The sequence below is a fragment of the Streptomyces sp. APSN-46.1 genome (genome assembly GCF_022815725.1).
Taxonomy (GTDB): domain Bacteria; phylum Actinomycetota; class Actinomycetes; order Streptomycetales; family Streptomycetaceae; genus Streptomyces.
Genome location: NZ_JALGRF010000001.1, coordinates 1,111,589 through 1,126,403, shown reverse-complemented (window position 1 = coordinate 1,126,403; position 14,815 = coordinate 1,111,589). Strand labels below are relative to the sequence as shown.

At 74.0% G+C, this 14,815-nt stretch carries 12 protein-coding genes; 4 read left to right on the top strand and 8 right to left on the bottom strand.

Translation table 11 applies throughout. The features are described from left to right. Positions 1-69 precede the first annotated feature (69 nt). A complete protein-coding gene (locus MTF65_RS05005; RefSeq protein WP_243626961.1) occupies positions 70-1,077 on the top strand; it encodes a DUF4872 domain-containing protein in 1,008 nt (335 codons plus the stop codon). 59 nt (positions 1,078-1,136) lie between these two features. Here the strand turns inward: MTF65_RS05005 and MTF65_RS05000 are convergent, their stop codons facing one another. From MTF65_RS05000 to MTF65_RS04990, 3 genes are all read right to left on the bottom strand, one after another. Beyond that, entirely contained in the window at positions 1,137-1,331 is a 195-nt protein-coding gene (locus MTF65_RS05000; protein WP_243626960.1) for a ferredoxin, read from the bottom strand. 8 nt (positions 1,332-1,339) lie between these two features. Further along, on the bottom strand, positions 1,340-2,533 hold the full coding sequence (locus MTF65_RS04995; RefSeq protein WP_243626959.1) for a cytochrome P450: 1,194 nt from the start codon (positions 2,531-2,533) through the stop codon (positions 1,340-1,342). A 146-nt stretch (positions 2,534-2,679) separates the two neighbouring features. Further along, on the bottom strand, positions 2,680-3,018 hold the full coding sequence (locus MTF65_RS04990; RefSeq protein ID WP_243626958.1) for a co-chaperone YbbN: 339 nt from the start codon (positions 3,016-3,018) through the stop codon (positions 2,680-2,682). A gap of 181 nt (positions 3,019-3,199) precedes the next feature. On the opposite strand from MTF65_RS04990, the gene MTF65_RS04985 reads away from it, so the two are divergent. Next, complete coding sequence (locus MTF65_RS04985) at positions 3,200-3,469, top strand: hypothetical protein (protein ID WP_243626957.1); 270 nt, start codon at positions 3,200-3,202, stop codon at positions 3,467-3,469. 28 nt (positions 3,470-3,497) lie between these two features. Here the strand turns inward: MTF65_RS04985 and MTF65_RS04980 are convergent, their stop codons facing one another. Beyond that, complete coding sequence (locus tag MTF65_RS04980; RefSeq protein WP_243626956.1) at positions 3,498-3,875, bottom strand: hypothetical protein; 378 nt, start codon at positions 3,873-3,875, stop codon at positions 3,498-3,500. Between the two features lie 245 nt (positions 3,876-4,120). Between MTF65_RS04980 and MTF65_RS04975 the strand changes: the two genes are divergently transcribed. Both MTF65_RS04975 and MTF65_RS04970 read left to right on the top strand, forming a co-directional pair. After that, a complete protein-coding gene (locus tag MTF65_RS04975) occupies positions 4,121-4,480 on the top strand; it encodes a YciI family protein (RefSeq protein WP_243626955.1) in 360 nt (119 codons plus the stop codon). A 102-nt stretch (positions 4,481-4,582) separates the two neighbouring features. Further along, positions 4,583-5,812, top strand: coding sequence for an RNA polymerase sigma factor (locus MTF65_RS04970; protein WP_243627323.1), 1,230 nt, complete (start codon positions 4,583-4,585; stop codon positions 5,810-5,812). An 89-nt stretch (positions 5,813-5,901) separates the two neighbouring features. On the opposite strand, the gene MTF65_RS04965 is transcribed toward MTF65_RS04970, so the two are convergent. The 4 genes from MTF65_RS04965 to MTF65_RS04950 all read right to left on the bottom strand — a co-directional run bounded on the left by MTF65_RS04965 (position 5,902) and on the right by MTF65_RS04950 (position 14,604). Next, positions 5,902-7,365, bottom strand: a complete 1,464-nt coding sequence (locus MTF65_RS04965) for a condensation domain-containing protein (protein ID WP_243626954.1) — start codon at positions 7,363-7,365, stop codon at positions 5,902-5,904. Between the two features lie 131 nt (positions 7,366-7,496). Further along, positions 7,497-8,489 carry an ABC transporter ATP-binding protein gene (locus MTF65_RS04960; RefSeq protein WP_243626953.1) on the bottom strand — a complete coding sequence of 331 codons (993 nt, stop codon included), beginning with the start codon at positions 8,487-8,489 and terminating at the stop codon, positions 7,497-7,499. Next, on the bottom strand, positions 8,486-11,356 hold the full coding sequence (locus tag MTF65_RS04955) for a hypothetical protein (protein WP_243626952.1): 2,871 nt from the start codon (positions 11,354-11,356) through the stop codon (positions 8,486-8,488). Before MTF65_RS04955 ends, MTF65_RS04960 begins: the two co-directional genes overlap by 4 nt. Then, a complete protein-coding gene (locus MTF65_RS04950) occupies positions 11,353-14,604 on the bottom strand; it encodes an ABC transporter permease (RefSeq protein ID WP_243626951.1) in 3,252 nt (1,083 codons plus the stop codon). The genes MTF65_RS04955 and MTF65_RS04950 overlap by 4 nt, the downstream gene beginning before the upstream one ends. Positions 14,605-14,815 lie beyond the last annotated feature (211 nt).

Sequence of the window (14,815 nt, the reverse complement as noted above, 5' to 3'; positions counted from 1 at the left end):
CAAGCAGGATTTCCTGGACAACTGTACAGGAAGTTCGGGGGGTGGGTGGGGACGGCCTAGGGTGGCCCCATGACCGTGCTCGTGTATGAGGACTTCGGTACCGGACGCCACCGTGAGAGCTCCCTGATCCGGCACGCCCTCGGCAGCGTGCACGAGGAGGTGCTGGTCGCGGGCCTCGCCGGCGGTGTCGGCTTCATGTACTTCGTCTTCGAGTACGCCGGCCGGCCGCCGATCCCGACGATCGTCGCCCAGGCCCACCCCGAACCCTGGGTGCAGGTGGCCCTCGGCCGGCTGCACGTCCCGTACGAGGCCACGCGCAGCACCAAACCCCGCTGGGGCCGCGTCCGCGCCGCGCTCGACGCGGGGTGGCCGGTGTTCTGCACCGTCGACAAGTCCGCGCTGCCCTGGCACGGCGCCGCCGTCAGCCCCGAATTGGCCGGCGCCGATCCGTACACCGTGGTCGTCGCCGGGTACGAGGATGACGACGTCCTCTACGTCGAGGACGGCGCCGAGAGCCCCTACCGGATCGGCCGGGAGGAGTTCGGCGCCGCCTGGTCCGGGCACCGCAAGGGCCGCCATCAGATGGTCGTGCCCACCGGACGGGCCACCGCCGAGCCGGACATCGACGGGGCCGTCGCCGCCACCGTCGCCCGCTTCACCGGACCCGTGCTGGGCAACCAGTTCGACGTCAACTTCGGCTTCTCGGGCATGGCGAAGTTCGCCGCCCAGCTGCGCGACACCCGGACCAAGACGGGCTGGGAGCGCCGCTTCGGCACGCCGGAGGCCTTCGCGGCGGGCACCCGTCGGCTGTACGCCTGCCTGGAGGAGGAGTGGACCGCTCCCGGTGCCACCCGGCCGCTGTACGCCGACTTCCTCGACCTCGCCGGTCGGCCGGAGGCGGCCGGGCTCTTCCGGGATTCCGGCCGCCACTGGTCGCGGATCGCCGACCTGGCCCGTACGGCCGATCCGAACTCCGACGCGTCCGCGCGGCGGGCGCTCTTCGACGAGTGCGCCGACCTGGTGGACCGCTCCGCGGCCCTGGAGCGGCGGGCGGTCACGCTCATGGACCGCTCCTGAGCCGACGGGCTGGGGAGTTGGGGGACCGCAGGCTGCGGTTCGGTTCGGTTCGGCCGGCCTCAGGGCTCCCGTACCGAGATGGCGGACACCGGGCAGGCCCGGGCGGCCTCACGGACCAGGGCGCTGCCGTGACCGCCCTCGCGGCCCGGCAGGAGCTCGCTGAAACCGTCGTCGTCCTGGGTGAACACCTCGGGGGCGGTCAGCGCGCACTGGCCGGCTCCGATGCACACCGCCGTGTCGATGGAGATCCGCACGGGCCGCCTCACCACGCCACGGGGAGTTCGACCATGCCCTGGATGGTGTCGCCGGGCTTGAACGGGATCCGGTCGGGCTCGGCCGCCAGCCGCAGGCCGGGCAGCCGCTCGAACAGCGTGCCCAGCGCGATCTCCATCTCGGCGCGGGCCAGGTTCTGGCCCAGGCACTGGTGGATGCCGAACCCGAAGGCCAGATGGTGCCGGGTGGGCCGGTGCCAGTCCAGCGCGTCGGGATTCTCGAACACCGCCTCGTCGCGGTTGATGACGGAGGTGGAGAAGATCACCCCGTCCTCCGGACGGATCGTCACCCCGGCGATCCCGATGTCCTCGGTGGCCACCCGCAGCATCCCGTCCGCGATCGACAGGAACCGCATCAGCTCCTCCACGGCCTCGGACATCAGCGACGGGTCCGCGCGCAGCTCGGCCAGCTGCTCCGGATGCCGCAGCAGGGTGAACGTGCCGAGCGAGATCATGTTCGCCGTGGTCTCGTGCCCCGCGATGAGCAGGATCGCGGCGAGCGAGACCAGCTCGTCCACATCCGTCTCGCCGGTCTCCAGCCGTCGCGCGACGAGCTCGTCCAGCAGCCCGTCGCCCGGGTCCCGCCGCTTGCGCGCGATCAGGTCGGCCAGATAGCCGTTGATCTGCGCGCGGGCGTCCTCCACGTCGGCGAGCTCCGGCCCGCGCAGCAGCCGCCTCGACTGACCCTCGAAGAACTCGTGGTCCTCGTAGGGGACTCCGAGCAGGGCGCAGATCACCATGGACGGTACCGGCAGGGCGAAGGCGCTCACCAGCTCGGCGTACCGGCCCCGAGCGGTCATCTCGTCGATCAGCCGGTCCACGGTCTGCTGGATCCGCGGCCGGAGGTCGGCGGTCCGCTTCAGCGTGAAGCTCGGGATCAGCATCCGGCGCTGGGTGTTGTGCTGGGGGTCGTCGACCCCGAGGAGGGCGGTGCGCCGGTTCTGCAGCCCCTGGAAGCGCCGGGTGGGAGTCGGAAAGGCGGCGTTCTGCCGGTCGGCGGAGAGCCGGCTGTCGGAGAGCAGGGCGCGGGCCTCGGCGTGACCGGTGACCACCCACACGGAGCGCCCGTCGAAGAGGGTGACCCGGGAGAGCGGCCGCCCCTCCCGCAGGGGCTCGTAGGCGGCCGGGGGGTGGTAGGGGCAGGTCCGGTTCTGGGGGAATGCGATGACACCGGGTTCTGACATGCAGCACCTCGCAAGCGATGGGTCCGTCGTGCCGGACTCCATTACATGCCTTGGGCACCTATCCCACCTATGCCACTTTCAGCCACATCATCCGAGTTCGCCCACAAGGCCCAGCGTGGTCGCCGCGATCGATCAGAGATCAGAGGTCAGAGATGGGAGTCCAGGAACTCCCGGAACTCCTCGCGGGTCATCGGCCCGGCCTGACTCGCCACCGCCTCGCCGTCCTTGACGAGGACGACGGTGGGGGCGCCGGTCACGCCGTAGCGCCTGACCGGCTCGGGGCAGCGGGTCATGTCGGTCCGGACGGTGGTCAGCCGGGTCCCGTACTCCTCGGCCAGCTCGCCGACGAGCGCGTCCATCGCGCGGCAGGCGTCGAGGGCCTTCGGCCAGGTGCCGATGAAGTAGGCGAGAACCGGCCCGGGGGCCAGGGAGAGGATGAAGTCGAACTCCTGGTTCTCCAGTGGCTGATGTACCCGACGTGCCATGGGTGGGGCTCCTGCCTCGTGTGTCTGGTCTGTGCCGTGTGCGCCGCGTGCACCGCGTGTGCCGCGTGCTCTGTCTGTGGCGTCTGTGCCGTGTGCGCCGCGGGTCCGCTGTGGGTCGGGAGACCATCATCGCCGCAGGCCGGACCGGCCCGTTGTCAGTGCCGCCTGTGAAGCTGAGGGCATGGACGACAGGATGCTGCGGCGCCGGGTCTACGGCGCCGACCACGAAGACCCCGACCCCGGCCCGCGCCCCGGCCATGCCTACGGCGAACTCGTGGGCGGCCCCCTCGACGGGCTCCTCCTGGACATCACCGGCTGGAGCGAGCGCCGGCTCGCCGAAGAGGCCCGGCTCCCCACCGAGATAGGTCGCTACGGCGCGGGCGGGCGCGCCCACTACCGCCGCCGCCCGGCTGATCCCGGGCGCTGGGACTGGTCCGGGGACAGCCCGTGACACCCGGATGGGGCCGGAGGGTCAGTCGTCAGCGGCCGGTGGCCCCGCGGCTCACACCGCGGGCCCACAGGACCAGCGGGACCTGGAGCGGCAGCCGGCCGAGGGTCACGGCCCGGGCGGCGGGGGAGCGGTGGCGCGCGTCGACCGCCATCTTCACGTTCGCCGGGAACACCCCGACGAAGAACGCCGCCGTGGCCAGCGCCGCCGCGCGCCGGGTCCGCGGGTGCGCGACGCCGATGGCGAGGGCGAGTTCGGCCGCGCCGCTCGCGTACGTCCACTGCCGCGGGGTGCCGGGCAGCGAGCGCGGGACGATCGCGTCGAACTGCTTCGGAGCGACCGCGTGCGCCACCGCCGCCCCGGCCAGCAGACCGGCGAGCAGCAGGGGCGAAGAGGGGGTGCGCGGCATCGGGAGTTCCTCTCGGAGGGGCCTGGGCCCGCGATCTTACTCGCGGGTAGCGAAGGGCGGGAGGGAGGACCCCGAGCCGCCCCGCCCGCCGTACGGCCGCGCGCGCCCGCCGTACGGCCGCGCCGCCGCGATGCCGTCGAGGATTCCCCGAATAATTTCCGGGGAGCTGTCGATCCGGGTGTCTCCCGTTCGACGCAGGGGTGAGAGGCGGGGAAAGCCCCCGTCCTCCCTACCGAGGAGTCACCATGCCGCGCTTCCTTTCCCTGATCCGCATCGACGAGAAGAGCCTCCCCTCCGACACCGAATTCCCCCCGGACTTCCTGGAGCGGATGGGCGCGCTGATGGAGGAGATCACCAAGGCCGGGGTCATGCTCGACACCGCCGGACTGCTCCCCACAGCCGACGGGACCCGGGTCACCTGGTCCGGCGGCAAGCTGAGCTACACCGACGGTCCCTTCACCGAGACCAAGGAGGTCGTGGGCGGCTACGCCATCCTCCAGGCCAAGGACAAGGCCGAGGCGCTCGAATGGACGAAGCGGTTCCTTGAGATCCACCCCGAGCAGTGGACGGTGGGTGCCGAGCTCCGCCAGATCGCCGAAGGCTGACCCGGCAGCGCCGCCGTCGCCCCAGGCGCCGTCACCCCCGGCGCCGCCGTCCCGGTTTGCCCTGCCTCGTCACGGCTGCTCTGATGGGTGGCCGTGACGGCAGTGACGGCGACCCAAGCGGTCGAAGCGGTGTTCAGGATCGAGTCCGCGCGCATCATCGCCGGTGTCGCCCGCATCGTGCGGGACGTCGGCATCGCCGAGGAAATCGCGCAGGACGCGCTGGTCGCCGCGCTGGAGCAGTGGCCCGAGGCGGGTGTCCCGGACAAGCCGGGCGCCTGGCTCACGGCTGTCGCCAAGCGGCGCGCCATCGACCTCGTGCGCCGCAAGGAGACGTACGCCCGCAAGCTCGCCGAGGTCGGCCGCACCCTGGAGGACGTACCCCCGCCCGAGGAACCGGCGGACCCGGACGACATCGACGACGATCTGCTCCGGCTGATCTTCACGGCCTGCCATCCCGTCCTGGCCACCGAGGCGCGGATCGCCCTGACCCTGCGCCTGATGGGCGGGCTGACCACCCAGGAGATCGCCCGCGCCTTCCTCACGTCCGAGCCGACCGTCGCCCAGCGCATCGTCCGGGCGAAGCGAGCCCTGGCCAAGGCCGGGGTGCCGTTCGAAGTCCCGTACGGGGCCGACCGCGACGAGCGGCTCTCCTCCGTCCTCGAAGTGATCTACCTGATCTTCAACGAGGGCTACTCGGCGACCGCCGGCGACGACCTCGTACGCCCGGCCCTGTGCGAGGACGCCCTCCGGCTCGCCCGCGTCCTGGCCGGGCTGATGCCCAAGGAGCCCGAGGTGCACGGGCTCGCGGCGCTGCTGGAGTTCCAGGCCTCCCGGATCGCCGCCCGCACCGGCCCCGACGGCGAGCCGGTGCTGCTCGCCGACCAGAACCGGGCCAAGTGGAACCGCATGCTCATCCGCCGGGGCGTCGAGGCCATGAGCCGCGCGGGCAGCGGCCCGTACTCCGTGCAGGCCGCCATCGCCGGGTGCCACGCGGAGGCCGTCCGGTACGAGGACACCGACTGGCCGACCATCGCCGCGCTCTACGGGCGGCTCGTCCAGCTGATCCCGTCCCCCGTGGTGGAGCTGAACCGGGCGGTCGCCGTCTCCATGGCCCAAGGGCCCGAGGCGGCGCTTCCGCTCGTCGACGCCTTGGCCGGGGAGCCGGCCCTGCGGGCGTACCACCTGCTGCCCAGCGTACGAGGAGACCTGCTGCGGCGGCTCGGCCGCCGGGCGGAGGCCCGCGCCGAGTTCGAGCGGGCCGCCTCCCTCACCCGCAACGCCCGGGAACGGGCCCTGCTGCTGCGGCGGGCGGCCGACGTGGCGGACGCCTGACCGGCCCCGGCCCCGGCCGCCGCCCGCCGCACGGCCGCCCCGCCCCCGCCGCCCCTGTCCTCGGACCGCCTCGGCCGGATCAGGCCGGATCAGGCCTCAATGGGCTTCGGCAGCAGCGGCTGCCGCGGCGGGGTCAGCGCGATGGGCCGGCGGAAGCCGCCCCCGCACGCGATGTCCCGCACCGTGCGCCGCAGTGCCTCCTGGAAGTCGCCCATCGTGCGGCGCGCCGCCGGGGTGTCGACGTAGAGGGAGTTCATGTGCAGTCCGTCCGCGTCCCGTTGGAACCAGGAGCAGGCCCCGTTGGCGCGCGCCGACCAGATGTGCGTGGCGGGCTGCCACTCGGCGTGGCGCTCGGCGCCCACGACCTTCCGGATGTCGATGTACGAGAAGAAGTTCACCGGGTACGGCCAGGACTGGGCGGCGAACTCCGCGGGCGCCAGCAGCTGCCACGCCCGCACGAACGGTACGTCGATATGGCGGATCATCTCGGTGAAGCCGGCCCGGACCCCGGCCATGACCTGGGCGAAGTCCCGGCCCGGCGAGGCGTCGAACTCGATCGGCATGGTGTTGACGAACCAGCCCACCGCGCCCGTCCACGGGCCGCGACCGCGCTCGCTGACCGGCATGAACCCGCGGTAGACGCCGGGGCCGCCGGCCTCCCGCAGACATACGGCGACCGCCGCGAGCACCCCCATGAACGGCTTCCCGTCGACCGCCAGACAGGACTTCTCGAACACCTCGGCCTCGCCGGCGTCCAGGAGCCGGGAGGCCTCGTTGACGATCGGGTACATCCGGTCCGGCTGCACGCCCAGGTCGAGCGGGAACCGCGGGAAGAACTCGCCGTTCCGCTCGATGAACGACTTCCAGTAGCCCAGCCGTTCGTCCTCGGCCTCGATGGAGAGGTAGCGCCGGCGCTGCTCGTCGGCGAAGTCGAGGTAGCTCGGGGCGGTGGCCGGCAGCCCCGCGTCCTCGCCGCGGCGCAGCGCCTCGTACTCGGTCAGCACGTCCCGGACCACGATCGGCATCGACATGCCGTCGCAGACGATGTGGTCGAAGGCCAGGTACACGGTGGCCGAGTCCTCGCGGAGCACGGCGCCCATGGTGAACAGGGGCCAGGACAGGGTGTCGATGCTGCGCTTGAACCGCTCGACCAGGAAGCCGCGCAGCCGCTCGGTGGTGTCGAAGGAGCCCACGTGCTCCGCGTCGAGGGCGAGTTCGTCGGCGGCGAAGGGCGCGCACGAGAGCTCCCCGGCCAGCCGCCGGAACTCGCAGCGCAGCACCTCGTGCCGCCGGACGAAGGCCAGCAGGGCCCGGGCCAGGGCCGGCTCGTCGAGCGGGCCCGTCACCTCGAAGGTCACCGCGATCCAGGACGCTACCGGGTCATCGGACGCGCGGCTTTCCTCGGCGACGGTGAAGTGCTTGTCCTGGTTGAAGGACGCCCTCCTGTCCGCCGCATCGCCGCGGTCGCAGGCCTCCGCCGTCGTGGACCGCAACCGCCACTCGACCACCCGTCCGGGTGCCACGTGGTGCATCTCCAGAGGAAACTGCCGCATTCCGTCATCCCTTCGCCCCCAGAGTCAACCCCGAGGCCCTAACGACACCCGCCGCACGGAAGTGACGCCCACCCGCACCGGCGCCCGGCACAGCCGGTTCGCCGAGCCTCGGGGAGCCGCGTGATCAGCGGCTAGAGCGGGGCCTCGTCGGGGTTGTCGGGGTGGACGGCGATGTGGTCGGGGGCGAGGTCGATGGCGACGCGGTGTTCCATGCCGAGGGCTTCGAGGAAGGTGCGCGGGAGTTGGACGCGGCCGGTGCGGTCGAGCATGACGTATTCGCGTTCGCTCACCGATTCCTCGCCGTGTTCGTCGGTGGTGGTGCGGCGGAGGACTTCGCTGCTGGTGCGGCCGTCGCGGATGGCGACGGTGCGGCGGACCTCACCGGCGACGAGGGGGTCGTGGGTGACGATGACGACGGTGGCGCCGAGTTCGCGGTTGACGGTGCGGAGGGCCTCGAAGACGGCGGAGCCGGTTTCGGAGTCGAGTTCGCCGGTGGGCTCGTCGGCGAGGAGTACGGCGGGGTCGTTGGCCATGGCGACGGCGATGGCGACGCGCTGTTGTTGTCCGCCGGAGAGTTCGCCGGGGCGGCGGTGGCCGAGGTCGCCGATGTGGAGGGCTTCGAGGAGCTGGTCGACCCGGGTCCGGTGGTGTCGGACGTGTGCCCGGCGCTTGCCCTTGAGTTGCATGGGCAGCGCGATGTTCTGCGCGGCGGTGAGGAACGGCAGGAGATTGCGGGCGGTTTGCTGCCAGACGAAGCCGACGGTTTCGCGTCGGTAGCGCAGGCGGTCTCTGGCTGTCATCTCGAGGAGGTCGTAGCCGCCGACGGTGGCCTTTCCGGCGGTGGGGACGTCGAGGCCGGCGAGGATGTTGAGCAGGGTGGACTTACCGCTGCCGGAGGCGCCGACGAGAGCGACGAGGTCGCCTTGGGCGACGGTGAGTTCGAGGCCTTGGAGGGCTTGGACTTCGATGCCGTCGGTGCTGAAGATGCGGACGAGGCGGTCGCAGTCGATGGCGGTGCCCGCCTGGTGTGTGCGGGGCCGGGCGGCGGCGAGGGCTTGCTCGCGGAGCTGGTCCAGGGTGGTGGGGGTGGATGCGGGGGTGGAGGTGGAGATGGGGCTGGTCACTGTCGGTCTCCCGCTCTCAGCTCGGTGGTGATCTGGCGCCGTCCGGATATCGCGGCTTCGGCCAGGACGGCGAGGGCCGCGGCGGTGGCCAGTCCCGCCGCCTGGATCAGCACGGGCCGGGCCTGCGGGTGCAGTCCGGTGGGGACGGGGGAGCCGACCAGGGCGGACAGGTCCACGGCCGGGCCCAGCAGGGCGACGGCGGCCGCGGCGAGGAGGCCGCCGCCGGCCGCGGCGGCCATGGCCTGCGGCAGTGCCTCGGCCAGGATCAAAGCGATGGCCTGGCGGGGCCGGAGGCCCATGGTCCGCAGTCGTGCCAGCAGCGCGGCGCGTTCGGGCGCGGCGCGGATCAGGGTCAGGAGTACGGACAGCACCGCGAACCCCGCGGCGCCGGCCACCGACGCCCAGAACATGCGGCCCGCCGACCGTTGCAGCGGATCCGCCGCCAACTCCGCCGAAACCCCCGCACTCGACCGGACGAGCAGGCGCTCGGCCGCGGCGGCCGGGACCGTTTCCCGTACGAGCGCGCGCAGCCCGGCGTCCTCGACCGCGCCGATCGCGAACCAGTGGTTGGGGCGGGCGGCCCGGGGCACACGGGCGATGGCGGGACCGGCGGGCAGGATGACCGTGGCGGCCGCGGAACCCGGCAGCCCCGGCGTCCCGTCGACCGCGCCGACGGGTTTCGCCGTCAGCTCCTCGCCGTTGCCGAGCCGCAGCCGGTAGGTGCCGTCGGCGGCCTGCCCGGCCAGGTCCTCGCTGAACAACGCGGGCACGGGAGCGTCGCCGCCGCCCGGCTCGCCCGCGAGCAGCTCCGGGTCGAACTGTCCGCGCCCGACGGCGCGGGCCAGCTCCGCGTACGCCACCGGGTCCGCGACGACCACCGTGACCTGGGGCGAGCCCTGGGCGATGCCGAAGAGGAAGGCCTCGTGGTCCGTCCACACGGAGAGGCCGGTGCGTACGCCGGGCAGCCGGGCGGCCGCCTCGGTGAACGCCTCCGGTACGGAGTCCCCGGCGGCCGCGGTGACATGGGCGTCGCCTCCGACCGTCTGCCGTGCGACCGCCATCCGCGAAGTGTCCACCGCCGCCAGCACGGTGGCCCCGAACCCGCCCGTGGTGACGGCGAGCAGCAGCGCGACCAGCGGCAGCACCGAAGGCCGCCCCCGGCCCCCGGTACCGCGCGCCGTCCGGGCCGCCCTGGCCAGACCGACGAACCCGACCACCCCGGAACCCCGCCCGGCCGCCCTGGCCAGTACCCCGACCAGTAGGGGCTGGAGCCGGGCCAGCAACAGCCCGCCGGACAGCGCCAGCAGCAGCGGGGCCGCCACCAGCAGCGGGTCCACCCCTTGCCCGGCGGGGGCGATGCCGCGCGAGCGGACCCCGTACACGGCCAGGGCGGTGGCGGCGAGGACGAGCAGCTCCCCGACCAGCCGGCGGCGGCGCGGGCCGGGCCCGCGCCGGGCCGACAGGAGCACGAAGGCCCGTACGGGGAAGGCCAGCAGGATCACGAGCGTGGTGGCGGCGGACGCGAGCAGAGCCGGTGTCAGCCGGGGAGCCGGCAGCAGCAGCACCGCGAGCAGGGTCGCGAGTACGGCGGCCGGCAGCACGGTCACGGCGCCCTCCCCGAGCAGCCTGCGCAGGATGTCGCGGCGCGAACCACCCCGCGCCCGCAGGAGCGTCAGCTCGGCCTCCCGCCGGTCCCCGGTCAGCGCGGCGGCCAGACAGAACACCACGACGGCCACCCCGGCGACGCCCGCCGGACCGGTGGCGGTGAGCGGTGCGGCGGCCTGCCGCCGGGCCTCGGCCTCGGCGAAGAGCTCGGGCAGCTTGGATCTGATGCCCAGGTCGTCGCGGTACGTGGCGCGCATCAGCTCCGTGGTGGTGGGGCCGGCCACGTACGCGGCGATCTGCCGCCGGGTGTCGGGCAGCCGGTGGGCGTTCAGGCTGCCCGTGTCCACGGACAGCCGCCAGAAGTCCACGGCTCCTTCGCCCCAGGTGGCCAGCCGTCCCAGGCCGTCCGTCCCGACGAGGGCGGCCGTCTGCCAGTAGGACTCCGGCAGCGCGCGGGTGGTGCGGGCCAAGCAGGCGCGGGTGAGACAGGGCAGGTCGCTCCAGAAGGGGTCGGACTCGTCGTTGGCCTCGTACAGGCCGACCACTTCGGCGCTGTTCGGGCCGGCGAGGGAGGGGTCTCCTTCCAGCACCGTGCCGACGCGGATTCCGAGGGTTTCGGCCGCGGGCCGCGACAGCGCCACCTGGACCGGCTTTCCGGCCGGCCCGCCGCCGGGCCACTGGCCGGCGACGAGCCTGGTGTGTTCCGGGGCCTCGTTGACGTAGCCGAGGCTCAGCCGGGGCCTGACCCCTTCGGGCGCGGTGAGTCCGGGGTTGCGGAGGGCGCGCGACTTCAGCCCGAGCGAGCCGTGTGCCGCGCCGTCGGGCGTGAGGGCGAACCCGTCCCCGGTCCGGGCGCGCAGGTGCGCCAGTACGGAGTCCAGCTCGGCGGCGGATTCCCGGCCGGTCCGGGAACGGGAGGAGGCGAACAGGTGCGTCGCGGTGGGGCCCTTGTCCGTCAGGAACTCGCGCAGCGCCTGGTCGGCGCCCCGGTCCAGGGCGCGCGGCAGGCCGGCGGCCAGCAGTACGGCGACGAACGCCAGGGCGGCGGCGAGCAGCGTGGCGGTCGGTGTCGCGCGCAGCCTGGTCCGCACCCATGGCGCGGGCCCGGAGGCGGCGGTCCGGATGGCGTCGGCCGGCGGCGCCGAGGCAGTTGTCGCGGCGGGGGGCATCGCGGTCTGAGGCGTCGCGGTCTGCGGCATCGCGGTCTGCGGCGTCGCGGCGGGGGGCGCCCCGGTAGGGGGTGTCTCGGCCGGGTCCGTCACATCTCCTCCACGTGGCGCAGCCGAGCGGCTGTGTTCTTGGCGTTCCGGCTGCCTCGGCTGCCGATCACGGCCGACAGCAGGGGTACCGCGGCGATGGCGGCGGTCAGCAGCAACGTTTCGGCAGTCGGCAGATCCACGACGACCTCCGGCACCGGGTGGCGCGCGGACGGGGTCAGCACCACCAGCGGCACCACCAGGTGCACGATGGCCGCCCCCAACGCCAGCCCGACACCGGCCCCGAGACCGACCAGTACACCGCTTTCCGCGGCGGCCGTGCGGGCCAGGTCCCGCCGGGGCGCCCCGAGGGCCAGCAGTACGGCGAACTCCCGGCCCCGCTCCCGGCCCGCGGCGGCCGCCGAGGCCGCGAAACCGATCGCCGCCAGCACCGCGCAGGCCAGCGCGAGCGCTGCCAGCGCGGCCTGTGGGCCGGCGCTCAGCGGGTCGTCCAGCAGCTCGGCGGCCACGTCCTCGCGCAGCGCCACCCGCTGGGTCATGGCGCCGGCGCGCAGTTCGGCGGCGGCCCGCGCGGGGGCCGGGTCATGGGCGGAGGCGGCCGGCAGCCACCACTCGTCGGGGGGAGGCAGGGCCAGCCCGCCACGGGCCGCGATCAGCCGCCCGGCGGTTCCCACGTCGATGGCCAGGGCGGTGTCCCCGGCCACGGGCAGCGAGTCCACGGCGGCGGTGACGCGTACCGGGACGGAGGTGCCGTCCAGGGTGACGGGGACGACGTCTCCGACAGAGGCGCCGACGGCGGCGAGGTAGGCGCGGGTGGCGATCCCGGGAATGTCGTCGGCGCCCGCGCCGGCCATGGTCAGCGCGATCTGGTTGCCGCCGGAGGCGCCGCCGCTGAAGCCCAGCCGCAGCAGGGGCGCATCGCCGTCGGATTCGTTCGCGCCGTCCGGCAGCAGTACCCCCGGCGGTCTGGTGTGGGACGGCCCCTGGGCCGACAGGTGCCAGGCCGGGGCGGTGGCCCGGACGGGAACCGCCGGGCCGTCCGGGGATCCGGCGACGGAGATCCCGCGCACGGTCAGCTCCCCGCCGCTCTGCGAGTCCGTAGCGTACGAGAACCGCAGCCCGGCGATGCTCAGGGGCGTCGCCGCGGACCCGAGGGGGGCGTCGGTCAGCGCGCCGACGTCCAGCCTCGCGATGGCCTCCCCGCTGTCCGGCAGCCGGACCATCGGTGCCTGGTAGGTGATCCCGAACCGGTCGCGCAGCAGCAGCCCGAGGCGGGGGCTGCTGCCGGCCCCGGTGCGGCGTACCGTCACGTCGATGTCGATGCGCCGCGGATCGCCGGGCAGGGGGATCCCGGCCGAGCCCCGGGCGTCCGCCGCGAGCGGGGCGAACAGCCGGCGCATCGGCCGTCCGTCCCGCAAGTCGGCGCGCAGCGGCACCCGTTCGGCGGTCGCGGCGGCGTCCAGTACCAGCAGTTGCCCGGCCTTCCCGCCCGGCAGCCGCTGATCGGACCGGATCACCGGGACCACCCGCTCGCCGCCCGGCAGGGCCGCGTACCGGCCGCCCCGGCCCAGGGCGGCCAGCTCGCTGTCGAAGACGCGCAGCCCGCCCGCCGTGGCGAAGTCGGCCTGGTCGCGCTGGGAGTCCGACCACGCGGTGTGCTGGCCGAGGGCGAGGACCCCGCTGGAGACGGCGAGCACGAGCAGCAGTACGGGCCCGGTGGCCCGCCCCGGCCGGCGGGCCAGCTGCCAGCCGACCAGCGCCGGACCCAGACTCCGTCCCCGGGCCGCCAGCCGCCCGCCCAGCCGGGCGGCGAACGGCAGCAGCCGCAGGACGAGCAGCGTTCCGGCGCACAGCGCGAGCGTCGGCGCGGCGACCAGCACCGGGTCCACGCCGAGGCCCCCGGCCCCGTCCGCCGAGACGCCGCCGTCCCCGCTGTAGCGGTCGAGCTGGCGGTACGCGAGGAAGGCGAGCCCCACCAGCGCGAGGTCCGCACCGGAGCGGACCGCGCCCCCGACGAGTGCCTGTCGCCGCCCGCTCAGGCGCGGGGCGCCGGCGGCGGCCCCGCGCAGTACGGCGGGCAGCGCGGTCAGCAGGACGCAGACGAGCGCGCAGCCGGCCGCGACCGGCCACAGCGGCCAGGTGACGGCAGTGTTCTCCAGCGGCACCTGGGCGAGCGGGCCCACGCCGCTCAGCAGGCGCAGCAGCGGTGGGGTGAGCAGCGGCGCGAGAACGGCGGCGGGCAGCGCCAGCAGCACCGACTCGGCCGCCGTGAGCGCCCCGAGCCGGCGGCGGGAGGCGCCGCGCGCGGTGAGCAGGACACGCTCGAACTCCTGGCGCTCGGTGAGCAGATGGGCGACCAGCAGCAGGGCTGCGGCGGCCAGGACGGCCAGTTGCAGGGCGCCGACCAGGAGGCTGGACCGGGCAACCAGTTGTCCGGAGGCCAATTCACCGAAAAATTGTGGCAGTTCGGTACTCGGCTGGAGGCCGGTGGATTTCTGGAGCTCGATGCCCAGGCCGCCGGCGCGGGCCCGCATCGCCTCGGCGTCGGCGGCGTGGACGCCGGCGAGATCGGGGGTGAGGAGCGAACCGCGGCCGTTCTGCGGCAGCGCGCCGGCGGTGAAGACGGAGTCGTCCACGAGCAGCGGGCCGTACGTGGTGAACGTGCCGATCTGGATCTCCCGGCCGCCGAGCGGATCGAGCCGCCAGTACGGGGCGTCCGGCTCGGCCGCCCGGTAGACCCCGGTGACCAGTACCGTGAGCGGGGCCCCGCCGTAGCGGTCGTCGAGGCGTACCTCGGCCGGCAGGCCGTCGGCGGCGAGCCCGAGCCGGGCCAGGGCCGTCTGCGGAACGGCCACCGGAACCCGGCGGTCGCCCGGGCTCGACACGCCCCGGGGTAACGTGCCGGCGAGCAGCCTCACTTGGTCGTGGCCGAGGGCGGCGAGCACGGTCAGATCGGCGTCCTTGCCGGGGGCGGGCGCGCCGGGAAGCCCGTACGAACGGCTGCGCGCCAGGCTCTCGACACCGACCGGCAGCGGCCCGAACAGCCCGGTGGCGAAGGCCCGTACGGCCTCGTCGTCCTTGGCTCGGGCGGTCACCGGATGGTCGCCGGAGACCACGACCGTGGTGCGCGCCCGGCCCGGACCCTGGAGCGCCTGGCGCAGTCCCGCCTCGCCCACCGTGCGGGTGAACGCGAGCAGCGCGGTGAGCACGGTGGTGGTGATGAGCGCGGTCAGGAATACGGCGGCGGCGAGCGGCCATCGCCCGCGCAACCGGCGCACGACGAAGCCGATCATGTGCTTTTTTTCCTCCCCCAACCGGACGATTAGTCCCGGATAGCGGACGATGCTGTCAGATTCGCATGCGCAGGGGAAGGGGCTTGCGCGCATGATGTGACGGATGAGCACATACGGATGAGCACATACGGATGAGCGCATACGGATGAGCGCATACGGATGAGCGCATTCGAAATGGCAGTGTGCCGAGCCGAGTTGGCCGGCCGAGTCG